This window comes from Stutzerimonas sp. R40042, assembly GCF_026642215.1.
Lineage (GTDB): Bacteria > Pseudomonadota > Gammaproteobacteria > Pseudomonadales > Pseudomonadaceae > Stutzerimonas > Stutzerimonas frequens.
In genome coordinates this window covers 1,595,592-1,616,376 of record NZ_CP113258.1, presented here as the reverse complement: position 1 = coordinate 1,616,376, position 20,785 = coordinate 1,595,592, and the positions used below count along the sequence as shown (strand labels likewise).

The window sequence follows — 20,785 nt, the reverse complement described above, 5'->3', positions numbered from 1 at the left end:
AGGAGTCATCGCACACGCAACCGTGGCCCAGCCCGCCCGCTACGCTTTCGGCCGATCGACGGGCACCACTTCATCCAACGCGGTGCTCAGGTCTCGCATCAGTCCTTGGAGGCGCTCAACACCACGGCATACTGCGTCACCTGACGACGACTCATCACAGGCGATCTCCAGCACATAACAAGCGCTGACGACTTCCTCCAAGCCGATGATGCCTGCCGCACCTCTGATTCTATGGGCCAGCTCAGCAAGCCCGACAAAGTCGCGCTTCGCCGCCAGCTGTTCAAGTTGATTAATGTCGGCTTGGGTAGTCTCCCGCAAGACTCTGACCAGCAAAGGCATAGTGCTCGGGTCGGGCACAGCCAGACGCTCCAACTGCCGAACCAGCACGCCCAGGCCGCCATCATCATCCTGGCCGGCCGGTTGGCTACCTGGCGACGGGCCCAGCAAGCGCGCTTTGATGTAACGGTCAAGCTCGGCCAGATCCATCGGTTTGAAAAAACACTCGTCCATTCCGGCAGACAAGCAGCGCTCGCGCTCCTCCGCAACGGCATTTGCAGTAAATCCAATGATCAGACAAGGCGACACAGATGCCTGCTTCTCGTACTGGCGGATCGAGCAGGTCAACGCCGAACCGTCCACATCAGGCATTCGGGAGTCGGTGATTACCGCATCGAACTCTCCACCGACCCATTGCTTGAACGCATCCTCCCCGCCGGACACCGCGCTCACCCGATAGCCAAATAAAATGAACTGCTGCATAAGCAGCATCAATCCCGGAGGGTAATCGTCGACTACCAGCAGACTTATCGGATTTGGCTTTGAAGCGTGAACGTGCATCGCAGGCCCCGGACTGGAAAGGTCATCAACCATCTATTCGACTCATCTAGTGGCATGGAAAAATGCGGCATCACCCGGCCTGTGATGCTAGGCCTGCAACCTGCCCACACGTCAGGTGAATGAATTGCGTTTGGCGATTTCCACTAGATCCACAAGCGTCCGGACATTCAGCTTGTCCATGATGCGCCTCTTGTAACAACTTATGGTCTTGTTACTAAGCGCGAGATCCTCACCTATTTCCTTGTTCGAACGCCCTTGAGCCAGCTGGCGCAGCACGGTGATTTCCCTGTCGGAAAGCGAGCTCAGCAGGCCGACCTCCGTTGCCGCCACATCACTGTGGCCAACTGAACCGTAAGCCGAACTGGGAAAATAATCGTAGCCGGATTTGATCGCATGAATCGCGTTGCTCAGTTCGCCCAGATCGCCTGCTTTGCAAACATAGCCTGCGGCACCGGCCTGCCTGCACCGTGCCGAGAAGAGGCTGGGGGGCTGGGAGCTCAGCACGAGGACGCGTAGTTCATCGCTCAGCAGCCGAAGCCGTGCAATCACCGACAGACCGTCGAGCTTTGGGATACCGATGTCGACGATAACCAGATCGGGCCGCGTGTGTCGGGCCTGCTGAATAGCATCAACTCCGTTGTCCGCTTCACCCACGACGATAAAGCCATCTCGCTCCAGCACCATGCGTACGGCCAAGCATATGAATGGATGATCATCAACGATTAAAACTGTCTTCATACATTGCATACCAATTGCTCTCCGTCGAACTATGACAGAGGCGGCACGGGATTGGAATTCCACGACGAATACAAAGCCGGCAATAATTAATGAAATTTAATAACTATGCAGTACCTTTCGTCGAACTACCCATAAAGGATAATTGCAACTATCACCACGCCCAGATAACTATCTATCGCCATTTATTCCAGCCCGAGTTTCGCATGCCGCCCTCATCATTCACCGCGGCTTCACGGCGCTAGTCTGTACAACCGTCGCGCAGCTGCAAACACATCGATCGATATCGATACCAAGAGCGACACAGCTGTCGTCGGTCTTACGAGTCGCGCGTTCAAAGCTGTGGTGCATCCTAGGAATTCTGCCTCCCTCATGCCAAACGCTGTCAGCGGCGGTAAATGTGAAGCGCTCGGACGTGCCCGACGAAGGAGCGGCGGCGTCGCGCAACATCTGGCGTACCCACTGTCTACAGCAGACGGTGCCTAAGCGGCCGCGACAGTCGGGTACCGCCAGGGCGCGCCACTGCAGAAGTCGTTCTGCAGGTCAATGATCAGCAATAGGTCTCGTTCGCTCACGTCAAGCAGGTACATGCGCATGACCGCTCGGGTTGGCAATCGGTATGCGGAACCGTTGTCACGTCAGTTTCTGCGCGCTCTATGAGCGCGCTGGATGCTCGCCGCGAGGGTTTCGCGGTGGCGGTGCTGACCGATGCCGCGCTGGCGCCCCAGGACAGCGCCTGCTGGGCGAGATGGATAGCCTATGGCTACCTATGTAGCCATAGGCTATCCATCCGCTGCAGTACCAACTGTAGGGCTTCCAGGGCATGGTGTAGCTCTCTACCGCACACCGGCACCTACCCGTACTGAGAAAACGCTTCTCCGATCAGCGCGATCAGCGTTCAGAAATATCCCCCTGCTTCTTGCGGTGCCCTGCGCTTCCACCATCGCCTCCGGCGCATTTTTTCGGCTGCTTGGTGCTACCCAGGCATCGGCATACTTCCGCTACGCGACACGGCTTCCTACTCGCCTCGTAAATTCACCATTCGTAATAGATTTATACGGCATGAACCCCGTTTTTCTGGCGAAGGGTGAAAGTGAAAGGCCGCCTGTGCACGAAGGGTGATCAATACTCAGTGGATCTATCCGCCGATGGCTGATCGCGAAACAGCTCTGGCTGCGGCCGATCCGCTAATTCCCGTGGTGGCCTGAAGGCCCGCAACACTCTGGGGCGTCCGGTTTGGGGTGTTGCGGTCGCGCTGAAACAGCAACGGGATTGCCAGCAAAAATGGCAATCCCGTTGGCTCATTCGGCGAACAGAGAATGGATTGACTGACAAGATTGGCCGTCCGCTTTTGGCCGATTCTGTTGAAAAAGTCGGTTTTTGAGAGCGCTGCTTTTCGTCAGCTCAAAAATCGCTCGATTTCGACGTTGCTACGTGAAAACCAAGACAGCTTCGGCTTCTGAGTGAACCAGATTTCAACGTCTCTAACGCTCTTTCATGAGCGAAAATCGCGACGGGACTTTTTCAACAGAATCGGCCGCTTGCTGACTTTCGCGTGCAGTCAGTTGGGCTAGCATTGCCTTAGGTGATGTCCCACAACGTGGTGGGCGCCCGGAATCTGCTCATGATGCCGCTGGTTCAGGCAGGGTGCGGACATGAAACCGAGCACATCAAGTTGGGTTTTCATAGAGTCGGGAGACGCTGAAGGCACCTACATTCAAGGAGCCCGTCATGAAGCTGGTCCAGAACCTCGCCCAACTGCTCTCACTCTTTCTCAAATCCGCCAACTCGGCGTACACCACCATCATCTATCCCAGCCAGGGAAAAGCGGTCTTGGTGCATGACGGCCTCGGCATTCGTCATGAGCGCCCGTGGTATCGGATCGATTCTCTGATCGATGAGAACATGAACACGAGCATGGCCTTCGACAGCATTCTGCACGAGCACACTGGTAGGGCTGATTCATTCGATCCGGTCCACCCCATCCAGACAGAGGAAATTTCCTCGATTTTCTCTTCCCACTTCGAGCCCATGGCAACCTCCTGGGTCAATCCGGCCAACGGCATGCCTATGCTCGACAGCTGTTTTGATGTCATGGGGAACGCGTTCGGCACGGACATGCTGAGCGACAGCCTTTCGTTTGATCACGGCATCAGCTGTTTCGAAAGCAGCTTTTCCTCTTTCGGTTTCGACTAAACGCAGACGCCACAGCACTTGGAGGAAATTGATTATGTCGCCATTTGCGCTGGTAGTTAGCCTCATCCTCGCATTCGCCATAGGCATCTCCTGGCTGGCCCTGGCGGTAGATGCCCGCATTGCGCGCGGCCGGTTGATTCGGCAGATACCCTTACCGCTGGACTATTCAGGCTCTGGTCGTCGCCGATCACGGCTCGGGCTCCGGCCAGTGATGGCAGTGTCAGGCTGCTTGCTCGTGCTGCTTTCCGGCATCGAGGCAGCCGTCCTCGGCCGACTCGCCACCATGCAGCCGGCTGAAGCGGCGGCGGTATTCATCGCTTATCCGCTGTTGAAAAACCTCTGGGGCCAGGTCATGGGCGCCGGACCAATCGTCTGCGTCGTCCTGGCCGTACCCGGAACGTACTGCATCAGCGTCGGCCTCGGCAGCGATAGAGGTTGATGTCACCGTTGCCGTGTTGCCTCCACTGCGGCAACGGCAACGGACCAACAGGAATAACCATGGATACAAAAACCTACACGATCCTCTTTTTCATCGGCCTGACGCTGGCGGTGATTGCGGTTGCCACGGTGATTGGCCTGGTAGTGGCGCAGAGTGCGGACGGCAAGGGTGCAAGAAAGCGTTCTGATGGCGCGCCTGCGGATGGCCGGCGCTCTGCCCAGGACGATGATCCAAATCGACGTTGAAGCGCCGAGGTCCGGCATCCAATCGTCCGGCATGTTAGTGGTGGTAAATCGCTCACTACGCGTAACGGCCGGAAGGAGATGGAAATCCGCTTCGTGTCTGGCTTCCATCCAATTCCGCAGTCTAATTCGACCAGATTTTGGTAAGCAAAGATCTTGGTCTAGCAGAGCTTCCGCAGAACTTGGGTTTGTTGGTTTATGGGGGACGATGAGGAGAACGATAACCGAGGCGGCCCCAAATCTTAATGCTGACCAGAATCTGGTCAGATAGCGCCCCAAAATGTGCTTGCGGTGCTATCTAATGGGTGTCGGGTATGAGCAGGAGGACAAGTCATGCCGACACCAAACTCAAGCACTCGAACACCTATAGAAGCCCTGTTGATGGTGCGGTATAGCACCCCCGCTCTCGCATTTCTCCAGATGTACAGCGGGCCCCGTGCGTATACAGAACGCACGGGGGAACTGCCGTCGCGCCATCTCAAGGCGTTGCACCGCAAGCACCTCATCAGCGTCTGCTCTCTCCGCCGGCGAGCTATGCCCCAGACCAAGCGCGAGGCGCAGCTCACATGATCGCGCCTCGTTGGGTACTTATCCCTAAAGCCGCCGACCTGTTCGGCTACAGCCGGACGGCCATCGAACACAAAGTTAAAAACGGAACGTGGGCGCAGGGTCGCATCTGGCGTAAGGCACAGGACGGACGGATCTTTATCAACATTGAGGAAGTGAACCAGTGGGTCGAGAGCGCGCCGCAGGATGCGGTCTAAAAGCCGAGCTGGCCAGGCACTCTGGCATCGAGATCCACGGCAGCAGCATCCGTATCGTGTTTATGTGGCGCAAACGCCGCTATCGGGAGACGCTCGGCCTCCCGGTGACCAAGGCGAACATCAAGCACGCCGCCCAGCTCCGGGCAGCGGTGCTTCATGACATCAAGATGGGCAAGTTCGACTATGCCGAGCACTTCCCGGACAGCAAGCAGGCAGGAAACTACAGCAACACCCGCGACGAGCGGCTGCATGCGCTGTTGGCTAGGTATAAGCCCCTTAAGGCGGTCGACATCACCAAGGAAACCGAGAGCCGATACGGAATCGCGCTCGACATCTGCACTGACATGCTAGGTCGAGACCGTCTTGGCAGCGTCCTGCTGCCCGAAGACATTCAGAAGCTGCGTGTGAGTCTGATCGAGACGCGCGCCACCTCGACGGTGAATCATTACCTCGCCACGCTCGCAGGATTTCTTGGATGGTGTGAGGCCAACGGCTATTGCCGTTCTGGCCTAGCCAATGCCTGCACGCGCTTTGAGATGACCGAGCGTGACCCAGACCCGCTTACCAAAGCCGAGCTGGACGCCCTCCTGACCAAAGGTTGCTTGCACCCAATGGATCGAGCTGCGGTGACACTGGCCGTTTACACCGGCCTGCGCCCTGGAGAACTCGGCGCATTAGCCAGGGAAGACATCGACCTGATCAAAGGCCAGATCCATGTAAACCGAGCCATTACAAGCAGGGGCACGTTCAAGCTGCCTAAGACCGGCAAGAAACGCGTCGTACTGTTATTTCCGCCAGCACTGGACGCGTGTAAGGAACTGCTGGCTATCGAGCACGGCATCGAGCCACGGACCATCACTGTGCAACTCACCCGCCACGAATCGATACGGGAAACCGTCACGCCGCTGATTTCTCCCGTTGTGCAGGCACGCAAGAAGAACGTAAACCCTTGGTTCATTCCGACGTCTTGGAACTCGAAGTGGGCCAACATCCAGCGTCGCGCCAAGATCCGCCCACGCCGCCCCTACCAGACGCGCCACACCTACGCCTGCTGGTGCCTGGTAGCGCGTGGTAACCTTGCGTTCATCGCCAAGCAGATGGGGCACAAGGACTTCACAATGCTGGTCCAGGTGTACGCCAAATGGATGGACGACGAGTCCCCGTTCGAGCTTCAACACATCTGGGCAGGCATGCAAAAAGCAGCGTGACATGCCCCAAATTTGCCCCATTACTTTTGCCGTACCGCCATAAGTCTTTGATGAATAAAGAAATTTCTGACCTCTCCAAGCACACGCCGATGATGCAGCAGTACTGGAAGCTCAAGCGCGAGCATCCGGACCAGCTGATGTTCTACCGCATGGGCGATTTCTACGAGCTGTTCTACGACGACGCCAAGAAAGCCGCCGCGCTGCTCGACATCACCCTGACCGCGCGCGGACAGTCGGCGGGCACAGCAATCCCCATGGCCGGCATTCCGTTCCACTCCGCCGAAGGATACCTGGCGCGACTGGTCAAGCTGGGCGAATCGGTGGTGATCTGCGAGCAGATCGGCGACCCGGCGACCAGCAAGGGCCCGGTGGAGCGCCAGGTGGTGCGCATCATCACCCCCGGTACGGTGAGCGACGAGGCGCTGCTCGACGAGCGCCGCGACAACCTGCTGGCGGCGGTAGTCGGCGACGAGAAGCTGTTCGGCCTGTCGGTGCTGGACATCGCCAGCGGCCGTTTCAGCGTGCAGGAGCTCAAGGGCTGGGAAACCCTACTCGCCGAACTGGAGCGCCTGAGCCCAGCTGAACTGCTGATCCCCGACGATTGGCCGCAGGGTCTGCCGCTGGAGAAGCGCCGCGGCGTGCGCCGACGTGCACCCTGGGATTTCGATCGCGATTCGGCGTTCAAGAGCCTCTGCCAGCAGTTCTCCACCCAGGACCTCAAGGGCTTCGGCTGCGAGAACCTGACCCTGGCGATCGGTGCCGCCGGCTGCCTGCTCGCCTACGCCAAGGAAACCCAGCGCACCGCCCTGCCCCACCTACGCAGCCTGCGCCACGAGCGCCTCGACGACACGGTGATCCTCGACGGTGCCAGCCGGCGCAATCTGGAGCTGGACGTCAACCTGGCCGGCGGCCGTGACAACACGCTGCAATCGGTCATGGACCGCTGCCAGACCGCCATGGGCTCGCGCCTGCTGACCCGCTGGCTGAATCGCCCGCTGCGCAACCGCGAGACTCTCGAGGCGCGTCAGGACTCGATCACTTGCCTGCTGGAGCATTACCGCTTCGAACAGCTGCAGCCGCAGCTCAAGGACATCGGAGACCTGGAACGCATCCTCGCCCGTATCGGCCTGCGCAACGCTCGGCCGCGCGATCTGGCGCGCCTGCGCGACGCGCTCGCTGCGCTACCGCAGCTGCAGGCCGGCATGCGGGACCTGGTGGCACCGCATCTGCTGGAACTGGCGAAAAGCATCAGCACCTACCCGGAACTGGCCGAGCTGCTGGCGCGCGCCATCATCGACAACCCACCGGCGGTGATCCGCGACGGTGGCGTGCTCAAGACCGGCTACGACGCCGAGCTGGACGAACTGCAGTCGCTCTCCGAGAACGCCGGCCAGTACCTGATGGACCTGGAGACCCGCGAGAGGGCGCGCACCGGCCTGGCCAACCTCAAGGTCGGCTACAACCGCGTGCACGGCTACTTCATCGAGCTGCCGAGCAAGCAGGCCGAATCCGCGCCGGCCGACTACATCCGCCGGCAGACGCTCAAGGGCGCCGAGCGCTTCATCACCCCTGAGCTGAAGGAATTCGAAGACAAGGCACTGTCGGCCAAGAGCCGCGCCCTCGCCCGCGAGAAGCTGCTCTATGACGAGCTGCTGGAACTGCTCATCGGCCACCTGCCGCCCCTGCAGGAAAGCGCCGCCGCACTGGCCGAACTGGACGTGCTGAGCAATCTCGCCGAGCGCGCGCTCAATCTCGATCTGAATCGCCCGCGCTTCGTCGAGCAGCCGTGCATGCGCATCGAGCAGGGTCGCCACCCGGTGGTCGAGCAAGTATTGGAGACGCCTTTCGTGGCCAACGACCTTGGCCTCGACGATGCCACCCGCATGCTGGTCATCACCGGGCCGAACATGGGCGGTAAATCGACCTACATGCGCCAGACTGCGCTGATCGTGCTGCTGGCACAGATCGGCAGCTTCGTCCCGGCAGCCGCCTGCGAGCTGTCGTTGGTGGACCGCATCTTCACCCGCATCGGCTCTTCGGACGACCTCGCCGGCGGGCGCTCGACCTTCATGGTGGAAATGAGCGAAACCGCCAACATCCTGCACAACGCCAGTGATCGCAGCCTGGTACTGATGGACGAGGTCGGCCGCGGCACCAGCACCTTCGACGGCCTGTCGCTGGCCTGGGCGGCAGCCGAGCACCTGGCCAAGCTGCGCGCGTTCACGCTGTTCGCCACCCACTACTTCGAACTGACCGTGCTGCCGGAAAGCGAGCCGGTAGTGGCCAACGTGCACCTCTCGGCCACCGAGCACAACGAGCGCATCGTCTTCCTGCACCATGTACTGCCTGGCCCGGCGAGCCAGAGCTATGGCCTGGCGGTGGCGCAGCTGGCCGGTGTGCCGGGCGAAGTCATCCAGCGTGCACGCGACCATCTGTCGCGCCTGGAAACCACCAGCCTGCCCCACGAAGCGCCGAGAATGGCACCCGGCCAGCCGGCACCACCGATGCAGAGCGACCTGTTCGCCAGCCTGCCGCATCCGGTGCTCGAGGAATTGGGGCGAATCAATCCCGATGATGTGACGCCGCGCCAGGCGCTGGAGCTGCTATACAGCTTGAAATCACGCATTTGATGTGCCGCGAAAGCTGCTAGAATCGCGCGCATTTTTTTGATAGCGGCATCTGCCTGTGCCGCCTACTCGCAGGGGCGTCACCGTAACGCCTACCTGACACGCCTGAGGAGATAGCTAGACATGACCTTCGTCGTCACCGACAACTGCATCAAGTGCAAATACACCGATTGCGTGGAAGTCTGCCCGGTGGACTGCTTCTACGAAGGCCCGAACTTTCTGGTGATTCACCCGGACGAGTGCATCGACTGCGCCCTCTGTGAGCCCGAGTGCCCGGCCCAGGCGATCTTCTCCGAGGACGAGGTACCGGAAGACCAGCAGGAGTTCATCGAGCTGAACGCGGACCTGGCGGAAGTCTGGCCGAACATCACCGAGAAGAAGGATGCGCTGGCCGATGCCGAAGAATGGGATGGCGTGAAGGACAAGCTGCAATATCTGGAGCGCTGATCAGCGCTCGTTACACAAAAATGCCCGCATGAAGCGGGCATTTTTGTCTGCGGCAATGTGCGGTCAGGCTTTGTCGACACCCTTCTTCAAGGTGTCCTTCGCCTCCCCCTTGAGCTGCTGGCCTTCACCCTTGACCTCCTGGCGCTGACCCTCGCCTTTCATGCGCTCATTATCGGTCGCTTCGCCCACGCCCTGCTTGATCTTGCCGACGGCTTCGTTGGTATTGCCCTTGATCTTGTCTTCTGCGCTACTCATGGCGAACTCCTGACTTATTCGTTAGTGACATAAGGTGGACCGTCCGCGCGAAGCGTTAGTTTCGCCCAGCCATCGGGGCGGAGCGGTTCATGCCTGGCGCGATGGCATCAACCGGCGCAGCAAGGGCCGACCCGCCAGATGCAAAAACACCGGCGCGCCGACGATGAGGTAAAAGTAATAGGTCACGAAACGCCAGATCAGGATGGCCGCCGCGGTGGTCGACTTGCCTACCATGGGCGTCAGCAACGCGGCCGAGGCCAGTTCGGCGCTGCCGGCGCCACCGGGCAACAGGCTGAGCTGACCGGCGGTGAGCGCCAGTAGCTGCACGAGGAAGGTCCAGGCCCAGGCGAGTTCGCTGCCCAGCCCCTGCAGCGTCAGGTAGAGCACGCTGAAGCGCAGCAACCAGTGCAGCGTGGTGAGTGCGAACACCGTGAGCAGGATTCGCCGTGGCAGGCGGAAGCATTCGACCAGGGCGTTGCGGAAGCCCAGCACCTTGCGCGCCCAGCGCCGCTTGCGCGTTTGCTTCATGCCGAGGCGCGTGACCAGCCAGCCGTTGAGCAGGAAGACCTGGCGGTGGAAGCGGCCGAGCAGCGCCAGCAGCACTAACACTCCGATCAACAGCGCCGCGCTGAAGCCCAGCAGGCTGGCGATGTACGCGTTGAGTGCATGCGTCAACGCGTAGAACAGCACACCGACCAGCGCGCAGGCGAAGAACAGCAGATCACTCAACTGCTCGACGGCATAAGTCGCGGTGCCCTTGGCCGGCGCCACGCCCTGGCGCATCAGCAGCGCCATCAGCGTCAGCGGGCCGCCAGCGCCGCCGGGCGTCGCACAGATCGCGAACTCGGTAGCCACGACGATACCGAAAGCGCGGCGCTGGCCCAGCTGCCGGCGCCCGAGCAACAGGCGCAGGCGCAGCGCATTGAGGTTCCAGCCGACAAGCACCATGCCCAGCATGATCATCAGCAGGCCGCCGGGAAACTGCCAGAGACGCTCGAACAGCCCCCTGCCACCAAGCAGCAGTGGCACGAGCGCAGCGGCAGCCAGGGCGCCGCCCAACAACCACCAGCGTCGATTCATGCCACTGCGCTCAACGATCCGTTCTCTTCCAGCCAGTCTATCTTGGTTACCGGCCGACGCCCGTCATCGAGCAACCGAAGCAGCACGTCCTTCCAATAACGCCGTGAAAATTCGTGGCGCATATCCACCGGATGCAACCCGAGCCGCAGCAACGGGGCCCCTCGATGACGACGCAGCTGATGCTCGCTAACCAGCCGGGAGAATCCGCGACGCCAGGCGCTGCGAGCACTCCAGACAAGCCCCGGTGCGACGATGGGCGCGAATTCCGGCAGCCGGAACAGATGCCCGGGATCGCTGGTATAGACCAACCCGCTGTCCGCCAGCGCACGCCGTGTGCCGGGGCTCATCAGCCACGCCGGCGCGACGAAGCCATGCAATGGCCAACCGTGGCGGCGAAACAGCTCCATGCCATGGTCCAGGCGTTGCCGCGCGCTCGCCGTGTCCAGGCTGTAGAACTCGCCCTCGTGCGTATAGACGCGGCGCATGAACCAATCCCGCGGATTGCGCGGTGCCGGCTCCAGGTCGGCGTGATAGCAGCCGTGCAGCACCAGCTCGTCGCCCCGCTGCAGACGACGGTCCAGCAGCCGGCGGAACTCCGGCTGCCGCTCCAGCGGATTGCGTCGATGAAAGTCCGGCACCACCAGCCAAGTGATCGGGACGCCGCCAATGGCATCCACCGCCTCGACGAACGGCCGATAGTCCGGCCAAGTTTCCGCGGCGACGTCATGCAACACCAGCGTCAGGGCTCGATCAGCCATGCACGGCTACCGGCAGATCCGCCGTGCCCAACACCGCGTGGTAGTGCGCCAGCAGCCCGGCGACCACCGCATCCCATGCATGGTGGGCTTCGACATGCTGGCGCGCCTGATGGCCAAGCAACCTCGGCTCGTCCTCGAACAGTTCGCGCACGGTATGCGCCATCGCCCTGGGGTCGAGCGGCTTGCAGAGTCGCCCGCTGTAGAATGGCACCAACTCCGGCAGCGCCCCAGCCCGCGCCGCGACGACCGGAATGCCGGACGCCATGGCCTCCAGCGCGACCAGGCCGAAGGTCTCCTGATTACCGGCGTGCAGCAGCACATCGCTGCTGGCCAGATAACGCGCCACTTCGATGGCCGGGCAAAAGCGATCGATGACCGTGACATTGTCCGGCACCCGCTGCGGCATGCTCGAGCCCACCAGCAACAGGTGATAAGGCTTGCCGAGCTGACGCGCGGTCTCCAGCAGGATGTGCAGGTTCTTCTCCCGCGAGCCGCGGCCGGCGAACACCATCAGCCGCGCATCGTCCGGCAAACCCAGTTCACGGCGGAGCTGCGGGTCGCGCCGGTCGGGGTTGAAGGTCTCCAGATCGACCCCCAGCGGCTGCACGAAGACGTTGCGCACGCCCAGGTGGGTCAGCTTGTCAGCCATCACTTCACTCGGCGCCAGCACGCGGTCGAAGCTGCCATACAGTCGCGAGACGTAGCCATTGAAATTCGTCCCCAGCCAGCTGCCGATACGGTTGCTGACCAGCAAGGGCAGGTCCGAATGGTAGAAACCGATCACCGGCACCTCCAGCCTGCGCCCGGCCTCGAGAGCCGCCCAGGCGGTCATGTACGGATCGCCGACTTCGATCAGGTCAGGCCGCAACGAACGCAGCAGATTGCACCAGGGAGCACGACGGATCGGGAAGCGATAGCCCTTGCCGAACGGCAGGATCGGAGCGGGTACCTGATACAGACCGTCGTTGTGGCTGTAGCCGTCGCCCGGCACCAGAATGCTGTGGCGCACCCCGGAGTAGAGCTGCAAGCGCCGGTGCTTGGCCTCGAGGTAGGTGCGCACGCCACCACTGGCCGGCGCGTAGAACATGGTCATGTCCGCGATGTGCAAGGTACTTCTCCGTTCGGTCCGTTGCAGAAGAACCGGCTGCTCGCCGACGGGGCGCCGCGTCGGCGACCCGCTCCGCCATCCATGCGGAATAAATCTGTAATGAAATAAATGACCGTTACGCCGGAGGGACGTTCGCGTCGGGCTCCGCTCAGGCGTCAGGCTGTTTGTCGCCCGGATCCTTGCCTTCCACCGACGCGTGCTCGATGACTGCATTGAGTTCGGCACCGAACAGCAGCACCGCGGAGGAGATATACAGATAGAGTAGCAGCACGATAATGGCGCCGATGCTGCCGTACGTGGCGTTGTAGTCGGCGAAGTTCTGCACGTAGATACCGAAGGCGATCGAGGCCAGGATCCACACCAGCACGGCCAGCACCGAGCCCGGTGTAATGAAGCGGAATTCCTGCTCCACATCCGGAGTCACGTAGTAGAGAAGCGCCACCACAAGCATCAACATGACCACGATCACCGGCCAACGCAGCCAGGTCCAGAGCAGAACCACCAGATCGCCCATTCCCACCTGGCTGGCCAGCCACTCCATCGCCTGCGGCCCGATGATCATCAGCCCGGCAGTCAGAAGCAGCAGTACCGCGACGCCTATCGTATAGGCCAGCGAGAGCAAGATGAGCTTCCAGCCGGGGCGCCCCTCCTCCACGTCATAGGCGCGGTTCATAGCGATCATCAGCGATCGGAAGCCGATCGAAGCCGTCCACAACGCCACGAGAATACCGAACGACAACAGCCCGGCCTGCTGCTCCTGCAGTTGGTTGATGACCGGGTTTATCTGCTCCATCGCCATTGGCGGCAAGGCCAGCGCGGCCTGCATGCGCAACCAGTCGAAGAAGTTCTGCAGATCGAGAAAGCCGAGTAATGCAATGAGGAACACCAGGAACGGAAACATCGCGAACAGCCCCCGGTAGGCCAGCGCCGATGCATAGGTCGACATGTCATCGGCGCCGAATTCCTTGAAGGTGCGCTTGAGCAAGGTAAAGGCCCCGATGCCGCGGGTGTCCAGCATGGCCATTGATGTTCCCCGTTCAGTGAAGTTGGCGGTCTAGAAAATGGGACGACCGCACCGCCGGAGAGTTCGCTGCTAGTCGCTCGCGAGCGGCTCCACGCGGATCACGCCTTCGTGCAGCACCGCTCGCCATACCCGCTCGGCAGGAGCGCGCAACAAGGCTGCTGCCAACGCTGGTTCCAGGCGCGTGCGCAGCCGCCGACTGAGGTCGCGCGCACCGAAGCGCGAGTCGTGCGCGTGGCAGATGGCGCGTTTGACAGCCTCGTCGACCTGCAGCCGTACGCCCTGCCGGTCCAGGCGCAGCGCCAGCTTGCCCAGTTCGACATCGAGCACCGCCATCAGCCTATCGCCCTGGATGCTCTCGAACTGCAGCGTGCGGTCGATGCGATTGAGGAACTCCGGATCGAAATGCCGATGCAACGCCTGCCCAAAGCTGCGGCTTTGCAACACGGCACGGCCAATAGCCGGTATCGGCCAGCGCTCCCATCGCGCAGCCTGCCGTGCGCCGACATTGCTGGTCATGAACACCAGCGCGTTGCGGAAATCGAGGCTCCGGTTGCCAGCAGCCAAGGTCAGTCGTCCGCTATCCAGCACATTGAGCAGGCTGCGCACGACCTCCCGACTGGCCTTCTCCAGCTCGTCGAACAGCACGATACCGGGCCGGCTGAAGCTTCCCGCGATGGCCTCGGCGTCGAACAGGGTCGTGCCTTCCTTGCTGCCCACGTAACCGGGCGGGGCTCCGGTGAGCGCGGCGGCGTAGTGCTCCTGGGCCAGGGTATTCATGTCGATTCGGCAGAAGGCGTCCGGCTTGCCATGAAAGGCCTGAGCCAGCAGCCGGACGATCTCGGTCTTGCCAACCCCGGTCGGACCGAGGAAGAGATTGACCGTCAGCGGACGTTCGGGATCGCCGATTCCGGCCTTGACCACGCGAAGCATCGCCTCGATTTCGCTCAGCACCGCATCCTGACCAACGATACGACTGCGCAGCAGCGCCATGACGGTCTCGACGTCGAACAGGAAGCGCGACGCCGACTTCGGCGCGTGGCCCTCCCGGTCGCTGGCTTGCGCGAGCTGGGTACGGTTGTGCTCGATCAGTTCATTCACGAACGGCATGGGCATTCCGGTGCGGAGTGTTGAACGTGTGCCCCCTCCACCATTGGAGCGAAGGAGCGCGGGGAATGGGGGCGATTAACGCTGCGCGTCCGCCACTACCTGCTCTCCGAAAGGCAAAACCTGGTCGCAACGAGGCCGGTAATCGCCCAAAGTCGACACAGGCCTGCCACCCTCTGGAACAGTCGCCCCAATGCAGCGGGCAACCCTTCAACCCAGCGTACGCTCCCGTCCCGCGTGCGGCAGTTCATACACCGGGCAGTCGGCGACCCCGACAGTGGCTCGGGTCAGGGCCTCGACGTTTTCCTGCGCCTTCTGCGCATCCAGCACCCAGGTGCGGTAGAACTCGAACGGACAGTCAGCCACGCCCTTGTCACCGTCACCCGAGTTGTAGACGCCGGTGTAGCCGCGGTGCAGCAGCTTGAACAGGTGGTTCTGCGACTGGTCGTTGGCACGGGCGTCACGGATCTGCGAGATGGACAGCTGGGCGTACTGGATCCCCATTTCCTCCTCGCCGCACTCGCCCAGGGTGCGACCGTCGAAGCCGATGATCGCCGAGTGGCCGAAGTAGCTGTAGACGCCATCGAAGCCCGCGGCATTGGCCACCGCCACGTAACAGTTGTTGGCCCAGGCCATGGTCTTGGACATCAGCACCTGCTGTTCCTTGGCCGGGTACATGTAGCCCTGGCAGCGCACGATCAGCTCGGCGCCCTTCATCGCGCAGTCGCGCCAGATCTCCGGGTAGTTGCCGTCGTCGCAGATGATCAGGCTGATCTTCATGCCCTTGGGGCCGTCGCTGACGTAAGTGCGGTCACCCGGATACCAGCCCTCGATCGGGCACCAGGGAATGCACTTGCGGTACTTCTGCACGATCTCGCCCTGATCGTTGATCAGCACCAGCGTGTTGTAAGGCGCCTTGCCCGGGTCTTCGTTGCGCTCGCCGGTGAGCGAGAAGATGCCCCAGGTCCGTGCCTCGCGACAGGCGGCCGAGAAGATCGCGGTTTCCTCGCCGGGAATGGTGGTGGCGGTTTCCATCATCTCGCCGGGGTCATACATGATCCCCATGGTGCTGTACTCGGGGAACACCACCAGGTCCATGCCCGGCAGGCCGAGCTTCATGCCCTTGATCATCTCGGCGATCTTGCGCGCGTTGTCGAGTACCTCGGCGCGAGTGTGCAGGCGCGGCATCTTGTAGTTGACGACGGCTACGCCGACGGTATCGGGACTGCTGGAAATATCACCGTGACGCATGGATCTCTCCCTCTTTCGGGTTCTGTCGTAGTGAGCGGGTTGGCGCTGGCGCGACCAAGTCTGCAGGCTAGTGGCTGATCATCCACGGCCGGTTCGACGGGCTGGCCTTGAGCGCATGGGGATTAGCCTTGGTGGGTTGCAGCGGCTTACTCGGGCCGCAGCAGCTGCAGCCGGCCGGGTGGCGCTTGCTGGCGGCATACTCGGCGACTGTCTTGGGCGCGTGGCTGGCGCGCTCATTGGTCTCATGCGCCGCGCGGGTGCTGCCGGCCATGGTTGCCAGGCCGGGGGCGGTGCGAATCACTCGCGGGCTGGGCGTGCCGCAGGCCGGGCAATCGCAGGGTTCGCTGCGCACACTCATCGGGCGCAGGGCGGTGAAATCACCGCAGGCGTCGCAGTCGTATTCATAGATCGGCATCGCGTCATCCTCCGTGTCCCTCCATCCGGGCGCGCCAGGCCGCCGTCCAGAGCACCTGCCCCGCCCGGATGAACGAACTCATTTGTCGTAGGCGATCGGCAGGTCGATGCTGCCATCGAGGAACCGGGTCGGCCCGGACGCGTTCGGGTGGATGTCGAACTCGAAGATCTCGGTCGGCAGCCAGAGCGTGGCGCAGGCGTTGGGTATGTCCACCACGCCGCTGATATGGCCCTGCACCGGCGCCGAACCGAGTAGCGAGTAACCCTGCGCCGGTGTGTAGCCGAATTTGGTCAGGTAGTTGATGGCGTTCAGACAGGCCTGCTTGTAGGCGATGTTGACGTCCAGGTAGTGCTGCTTGCCGCTCTCGTCGACCGAGATGCCTTCGAAGATCAGGTAGTCCTTGTAGGTCGGCACGATGGGGCTGGGCTTGAAGATCGGGTTCTTGATGCCGTACTTGGCCATGCCGCCCTTGATCAGCTCGACCTTCATGTGCACCCAGCCGGCCATCTCGATGGCGCCGCAGAAGGTGATCTCGCCGTCACCCTGGCTGAAGTGAAGGTCGCCGACCGAGAGCCCGGCGCCGTCTACATAGACCGGGAAGAAGATCTTCGAGCCGCGCGAAAGATCCTTGATGTCGCAGTTGCCGCCATGCTCGCGGGGCGGCACGGTACGCGCGCCCTGGGCCGCGGCCTTGTCACGCGCCTCGCCGGTGAGCTTGCCCATGTGCGCGGTGGCGGCGAATGTCGGATTGGCCAGCGGCGGGACGCGGTTGGGATTGGTGTCGATCAGGCCCTGCTCGCGCTCGTTCCAGGTCGCCAGCATCTTGTGGTCCGGCAGGCAGCCGATCAGACCGGGATGGATCTGCCCGGCGAAACGCACGCCCGGGATGTGCCTGGAGCTGGTGAACAGGCCCTGGAAATCCCAGATGGATTTCTGCGCATGGGGGAAGTGGTCGGTCAGGAAGCCGCCGCCGTTCTGCTGCGAGAAGAAGCCATTGAAGCCCCACAGCGAATCCTGCTTGGCACCGATGTCGAGCAGGTCCACCACCAGCAGGTCGCCCGGCTCGGCACCCTCGACGCCAACCGGACCGGACAGGTAGTGCACGGTGGTGAGGTCGACGTCGCGCACATCGGATGCATCGTCGTCGTTCTTGATCGCGCCTGCGGTCCAGTCATAGGTCTCGAGAATGAAGTCGTCGCCCGGCTTGACCCAGCAGGCCATCGGAATGTCGGGATGCCAGCGGTTGTGGATCTGCTCGTTCTCGGTGGCAGGCTGATTCAAGTCGACCTTGATCAGGGTATCGGTCATGACGAAGCTCCTTTGCGTTGGAAGGACATCAGCGTTGCGCTGAACACGGGGCTAGTCTTTTCCGTCGCCAGCTTTTCCGAAATACGTTGGATGACGTATGCGCGGAGCCAGCAAATACGCGGTTTTCAGGTCTATCAGACAGGCAGGCGAAGGCCGGCGCGCAGGGAACGCACACCGGCCTTGCGATCAGGAAAAGTGAGAAATCACACTGCTCTATCGCCCATGAACGGGCCTGGGCCGCGAGACCAGCCTGCGCGGTTCGCAACCAAGGCCGCGCCCACGGAACAGCGCGCCCTTACACCGACAGGTAACGACTGATGGTCGCCTCGTCGGCATTGGCTGCGCTTTCCTCCAGCACGAAGCGGCCCTTCTCGATGACCAGGAAGCGGTCGGCGATTTCCATGGTGAAGGACAGCACCTGCTCGGAAACCACGATGGTCAGATCGCGAATCGAGCGGATCTCCTTCAGCGTGCGCGCGATGTCCTTGATGATCGACGGCTGGATGCCCTCGGTCGGCTCATCCAGCAGCAGCACCTTGGGATTGGTCGCCAGTGCCCGGGCAATCGCCAGCTGCTGTTGCTGGCCGCCGGACAGGTTGCCGCCCTTGCGCTTGCGCATGTCGTGCAGCACCGGGAACAGCGCGTAGAGATCATCCGGCACCTTGCCGCCTGCGGCTGCCGGCAAACCCGTTTGAATGTTCTCCAGCACCGTCATGCTGGGAAAGATCATCCGCCCCTGGGGCACGTAGGCCACACCGCTGGCGACCCGTTGATGGGTCTCCAGCCCGGCGACTTCCTGCCCATCCACCTGCACGCTGCCTGCCGTCTGCGGGACGATACCCATCAGTGTCTTGAACAGCGTGGTCTTGCCCATGCCATTTCGGCCCATGACCGCGACGATTTCCTGCTTTTCGACCTTCAGATTGAGGTCGTGAAGGATCTGACTCTGGCCGTAGCCCGAAGCGAGGCTGCTGATCTGGAACATGCTGAACTCCTTTTGTACCTGTTGGGTGCGACACGCGGGCCAGGGCCCGCACCGCCTCAATGCCCCAGATAAACCTCGATGACCTTGGGATTGCTCTGCACCGCTTCCATGCTGCCCTCGGCCAGCACCTTGCCCTGATGCAGCACGGTGACCTTGTGGGCGATGCTCTTGACGAACTCCATGTCGTGCTCGATCACCAGCACCGAGCGGCCCTGGCTGATGCGCTTGAGCAGCTCGGCGGTCTGTGCCCGCTCACTGACGCTCATGCCGGCCACCGGCTCGTCGAGCATCAGCAACTCCGGGTCCTGCATCAGCAGCATGCCGATCTCCAGCCACTGTTTCTGGCCGTGGGAGAGCAGCCCTGCCTCACCGTACAGCTGTCCGGTCAGGCCGATTTCCGCCGCGATTTCCTCCACCCGGGCGACGACCTCGGCACTGCGCTTGAAGAACAGCGCACCGAACACCTTGCGCCCGGCCGGATAGGACATCTCCAGGTTCTCGAACACGCTGAGGTTTTCGTAGATCGACGGGTTCTGGAACTTGCGCCCGACCCCGGCACGAACGATGTCGAACTCCTTCATCTTCGTCAGCTCGCGCCCGTCGAACTGGATCGAGCCGCCGGTGGCGCGGGTCTTCCCGCAGATCAGGTCGAGCACCGTGGTCTTGCCGGCGCCGTTGGGGCCGATCACCACGCGCACCTCGTTGCGGTCCAGATAGAGGTTCAGGTCATCGACCGCCTTGAATCCGTCGAAGGAAACGGTCAGGCCCTCGATGGCCAGCACCGGTTTAGGCATCTGAAATCCACTCATGGGGTGCTCTCCAGTTGCTTGGCGGGAACCGCATCAATCGTTGCACCGCCCACCCCCGGCTGCTCCGCCGGCGGCTTGGGCTTCATCGATGGCTGGCGCCGATCCGGCAGCCGCAGACGCGCCAGCCAGGGACGGGCATGGCTCTGCCAGAGGCCTGCCAGACCGTTGGGGAAATACATGACCACCGCGATGAACAGGCCACCCATGAAGTACAGCCAGAGTTCGGGGAAGCTCTCGGAGAACACCGTCTTGCCGTAGTTGACCAGCAGCGCGCCGTACACCGCGCCGAGCAGCGACATGCGCCCGCCCACGGCAGCGAAGATGACCATCTCGATCGAAGGCACGATGCCGACGAAGCTCGGCGACATGAAGCCCACCTGCAGGGTGAACATCGCCCCGCCGATGGCCGAGAAGCTCGCCGCCACGCAGAACACGAAGATCTTGAAGCTGGCCACGTCGTAACCGGAGAAGCGCACCCGCTCTTCCTTGTCACGCATGGCCATCAGCAGGCGCCCGAGCTTCGAGGCGAGGATGAAGCGCCCGATCAGGATGCAGCCGATGAGCAGCGCCGCGTTGACGAAGTAGAGGATGGTCTTCGCCTCGTCAGTGCGAATGTCCCAGCCGAGCAGCGTCTTCAGGTCGGTGATGCCGTTCACCCCGCCGGTCAGGCCCTGCTGGCCGATGATCAGAATGGTCAGGATCGCCGCGATAGCCTGGGTGACGATGGAGAAATACACGTCGCCCACCCGACGCTTGAACATCGCCACACCGATGATCAGCGCGAGGATCGCCGGCACCGCGACCACGGCAAGCAGGGTGAAGCCGAAGCTCTGGAAGGGCTGCCAGAACAACGGCAGCTCGGTGATCTGGTTCCAGTCCATGAAGTCCGGAATACCGGGCGTGGACTGGATCCTGGTGCTTTCCGGGTCGGATGCCTCGAGCTTGAGGAACATTGCCATGCAGTAGCCGCCGAGGCCGAAGAAGATCCCCTGCCCCAGACTGAGAATGCCGCCGTAGCCCCAGCAGAGCACCAGTCCCACGGCAACGAAGGCGTAGGTCAGGTACTTGCCCACCATGTTCAGGCGGAAGCTGTCGAGCAGCAGCGGAAACACCAGCAGGAGCAGCGCTGCGAGGATCAGCAGACCGATCCCGCCCTGCTTTCCGCCGAAGAATTTATCGAGTGTCGAGTTCAT

21 protein-coding genes are annotated in these 20,785 nt (G+C 62.0%); 7 read left to right on the top strand and 14 right to left on the bottom strand.

Annotated features, from left to right (window positions below):
- Positions 1–39: 39 nt before the first annotated feature.
- Positions 40–870, bottom strand: coding sequence for a response regulator (locus tag OUY36_RS07710; RefSeq protein WP_221103057.1), 831 nt, complete (start codon positions 868–870; stop codon positions 40–42).
- Between the two features lie 78 nt (positions 871–948).
- Positions 949–1,575, bottom strand: a complete 627-nt coding sequence (locus OUY36_RS07705; protein ID WP_186415891.1) for a response regulator transcription factor — start codon at positions 1,573–1,575, stop codon at positions 949–951.
- A gap of 1,728 nt (positions 1,576–3,303) precedes the next feature.
- Here OUY36_RS07705 and OUY36_RS07700 point away from each other — a divergent pair.
- From OUY36_RS07700 to fdxA, 7 genes are all read left to right on the top strand, one after another.
- On the top strand, positions 3,304–3,768 hold the full coding sequence (locus OUY36_RS07700; RefSeq protein WP_008566817.1) for a hypothetical protein: 465 nt from the start codon (positions 3,304–3,306) through the stop codon (positions 3,766–3,768).
- Between the two features lie 34 nt (positions 3,769–3,802).
- Positions 3,803–4,207, top strand: coding sequence for a hypothetical protein (locus tag OUY36_RS07695; RefSeq protein WP_221103056.1), 405 nt, complete (start codon positions 3,803–3,805; stop codon positions 4,205–4,207).
- A gap of 59 nt (positions 4,208–4,266) precedes the next feature.
- Positions 4,267–4,452: a hypothetical protein gene (locus OUY36_RS07690; protein ID WP_221103055.1), complete on the top strand. Its 186-nt coding sequence runs from the start codon at positions 4,267–4,269 to the stop codon at positions 4,450–4,452.
- A 563-nt stretch (positions 4,453–5,015) separates the two neighbouring features.
- On the top strand, positions 5,016–5,213 hold the full coding sequence (locus tag OUY36_RS07685) for a hypothetical protein (RefSeq protein ID WP_014819862.1): 198 nt from the start codon (positions 5,016–5,018) through the stop codon (positions 5,211–5,213).
- Positions 5,180–6,421: a site-specific integrase gene (locus OUY36_RS07680; protein WP_221103054.1), complete on the top strand. Its 1,242-nt coding sequence runs from the start codon at positions 5,180–5,182 to the stop codon at positions 6,419–6,421. The genes OUY36_RS07685 and OUY36_RS07680 overlap by 34 nt, the downstream gene beginning before the upstream one ends.
- 50 nt (positions 6,422–6,471) lie before the next feature.
- Positions 6,472–9,051, top strand: a complete 2,580-nt coding sequence (mutS, locus tag OUY36_RS07675) for a DNA mismatch repair protein MutS (protein WP_267937448.1) — start codon at positions 6,472–6,474, stop codon at positions 9,049–9,051.
- Between the two features lie 120 nt (positions 9,052–9,171).
- Positions 9,172–9,495 (top strand): ferredoxin FdxA, encoded by a 324-nt coding sequence (fdxA, locus tag OUY36_RS07670; RefSeq protein WP_003285709.1) that lies wholly within the window; start codon positions 9,172–9,174, stop codon positions 9,493–9,495.
- Positions 9,496–9,558: 63 nt separating this feature from the next.
- Here the strand turns inward: fdxA and OUY36_RS07665 are convergent, their stop codons facing one another.
- From OUY36_RS07665 to urtC, 12 genes are all read right to left on the bottom strand, one after another.
- Positions 9,559–9,750, bottom strand: a complete 192-nt coding sequence (locus OUY36_RS07665) for a CsbD family protein (protein WP_102840823.1) — start codon at positions 9,748–9,750, stop codon at positions 9,559–9,561.
- An 87-nt stretch (positions 9,751–9,837) separates the two neighbouring features.
- A complete protein-coding gene (locus OUY36_RS07660; RefSeq protein ID WP_110777644.1) occupies positions 9,838–10,830 on the bottom strand; it encodes a lysylphosphatidylglycerol synthase transmembrane domain-containing protein in 993 nt (330 codons plus the stop codon).
- Positions 10,827–11,588, bottom strand: coding sequence for a DUF2334 domain-containing protein (locus OUY36_RS07655; protein WP_152481053.1), 762 nt, complete (start codon positions 11,586–11,588; stop codon positions 10,827–10,829). The genes OUY36_RS07660 and OUY36_RS07655 overlap by 4 nt, the downstream gene beginning before the upstream one ends.
- Positions 11,581–12,696, bottom strand: coding sequence for a glycosyltransferase family 4 protein (locus OUY36_RS07650; protein ID WP_063541465.1), 1,116 nt, complete (start codon positions 12,694–12,696; stop codon positions 11,581–11,583). Before OUY36_RS07650 ends, OUY36_RS07655 begins: the two co-directional genes overlap by 8 nt.
- Before the next feature lie 148 nt (positions 12,697–12,844).
- Complete coding sequence (locus OUY36_RS07645) at positions 12,845–13,720, bottom strand: YihY/virulence factor BrkB family protein (RefSeq protein WP_200595032.1); 876 nt, start codon at positions 13,718–13,720, stop codon at positions 12,845–12,847.
- A gap of 69 nt (positions 13,721–13,789) precedes the next feature.
- Positions 13,790–14,827, bottom strand: a complete 1,038-nt coding sequence (locus tag OUY36_RS07640) for an AAA family ATPase (RefSeq protein WP_152481052.1) — start codon at positions 14,825–14,827, stop codon at positions 13,790–13,792.
- 207 nt (positions 14,828–15,034) lie between these two features.
- A complete protein-coding gene (locus OUY36_RS07635; RefSeq protein ID WP_133455940.1) occupies positions 15,035–16,075 on the bottom strand; it encodes an aliphatic amidase in 1,041 nt (346 codons plus the stop codon).
- A gap of 67 nt (positions 16,076–16,142) precedes the next feature.
- Positions 16,143–16,490 carry an FmdB family zinc ribbon protein gene (locus OUY36_RS07630; RefSeq protein ID WP_110777652.1) on the bottom strand — a complete coding sequence of 116 codons (348 nt, stop codon included), beginning with the start codon at positions 16,488–16,490 and terminating at the stop codon, positions 16,143–16,145.
- Between the two features lie 78 nt (positions 16,491–16,568).
- The gene (fmdA, locus tag OUY36_RS07625) at positions 16,569–17,798 is read right to left on the bottom strand and encodes a formamidase (protein WP_200595023.1); all 1,230 of its coding nucleotides are present in this window, start codon (positions 17,796–17,798) and stop codon (positions 16,569–16,571) included.
- Positions 17,799–18,093: 295 nt separating this feature from the next.
- Positions 18,094–18,783, bottom strand: coding sequence for an urea ABC transporter ATP-binding subunit UrtE (urtE, locus tag OUY36_RS07620; RefSeq protein ID WP_038661817.1), 690 nt, complete (start codon positions 18,781–18,783; stop codon positions 18,094–18,096).
- A gap of 56 nt (positions 18,784–18,839) precedes the next feature.
- The gene (gene urtD / locus OUY36_RS07615; protein WP_110777655.1) at positions 18,840–19,592 is read right to left on the bottom strand and encodes an urea ABC transporter ATP-binding protein UrtD; all 753 of its coding nucleotides are present in this window, start codon (positions 19,590–19,592) and stop codon (positions 18,840–18,842) included.
- Complete coding sequence (gene urtC / locus OUY36_RS07610; protein WP_267937441.1) at positions 19,589–20,785, bottom strand: urea ABC transporter permease subunit UrtC; 1,197 nt, start codon at positions 20,783–20,785, stop codon at positions 19,589–19,591. The genes urtD and urtC overlap by 4 nt, the downstream gene beginning before the upstream one ends.

Coding starts and splice junctions, on each gene's coding strand:
- OUY36_RS07710 (WP_221103057.1), bottom strand. CDS start 870: ATGGTTGATGACCTTTCCAGTCCGGGGCCTGCGATGCACGTTCACGCT.
- OUY36_RS07705 (WP_186415891.1), bottom strand. CDS start 1,575: ATGAAGACAGTTTTAATCGTTGATGATCATCCATTCATATGCTTGGCC.
- OUY36_RS07700 (WP_008566817.1), top strand. CDS start 3,304: ATGAAGCTGGTCCAGAACCTCGCCCAACTGCTCTCACTCTTTCTCAAA.
- OUY36_RS07695 (WP_221103056.1), top strand. CDS start 3,803: ATGTCGCCATTTGCGCTGGTAGTTAGCCTCATCCTCGCATTCGCCATA.
- OUY36_RS07690 (WP_221103055.1), top strand. CDS start 4,267: ATGGATACAAAAACCTACACGATCCTCTTTTTCATCGGCCTGACGCTG.
- OUY36_RS07685 (WP_014819862.1), top strand. CDS start 5,016: ATGATCGCGCCTCGTTGGGTACTTATCCCTAAAGCCGCCGACCTGTTC.
- mutS (WP_267937448.1), top strand. CDS start 6,472: ATGAATAAAGAAATTTCTGACCTCTCCAAGCACACGCCGATGATGCAG.
- fdxA (WP_003285709.1), top strand. CDS start 9,172: ATGACCTTCGTCGTCACCGACAACTGCATCAAGTGCAAATACACCGAT.
- OUY36_RS07665 (WP_102840823.1), bottom strand. CDS start 9,750: ATGAGTAGCGCAGAAGACAAGATCAAGGGCAATACCAACGAAGCCGTC.
- OUY36_RS07660 (WP_110777644.1), bottom strand. CDS start 10,830: ATGAATCGACGCTGGTGGTTGTTGGGCGGCGCCCTGGCTGCCGCTGCG.
- OUY36_RS07655 (WP_152481053.1), bottom strand. CDS start 11,588: ATGGCTGATCGAGCCCTGACGCTGGTGTTGCATGACGTCGCCGCGGAA.
- OUY36_RS07645 (WP_200595032.1), bottom strand. CDS start 13,720: ATGGCCATGCTGGACACCCGCGGCATCGGGGCCTTTACCTTGCTCAAG.
- OUY36_RS07640 (WP_152481052.1), bottom strand. CDS start 14,827: ATGCCGTTCGTGAATGAACTGATCGAGCACAACCGTACCCAGCTCGCG.
- OUY36_RS07635 (WP_133455940.1), bottom strand. CDS start 16,075: ATGCGTCACGGTGATATTTCCAGCAGTCCCGATACCGTCGGCGTAGCC.
- OUY36_RS07630 (WP_110777652.1), bottom strand. CDS start 16,490: ATGCCGATCTATGAATACGACTGCGACGCCTGCGGTGATTTCACCGCC.
- fmdA (WP_200595023.1), bottom strand. CDS start 17,798: ATGACCGATACCCTGATCAAGGTCGACTTGAATCAGCCTGCCACCGAG.
- urtE (WP_038661817.1), bottom strand. CDS start 18,783: ATGTTCCAGATCAGCAGCCTCGCTTCGGGCTACGGCCAGAGTCAGATC.
- urtD (WP_110777655.1), bottom strand. CDS start 19,592: ATGAGTGGATTTCAGATGCCTAAACCGGTGCTGGCCATCGAGGGCCTG.
- urtC (WP_267937441.1), bottom strand. CDS start 20,785: ATGAACTCGACACTCGATAAATTCTTCGGCGGAAAGCAGGGCGGGATC.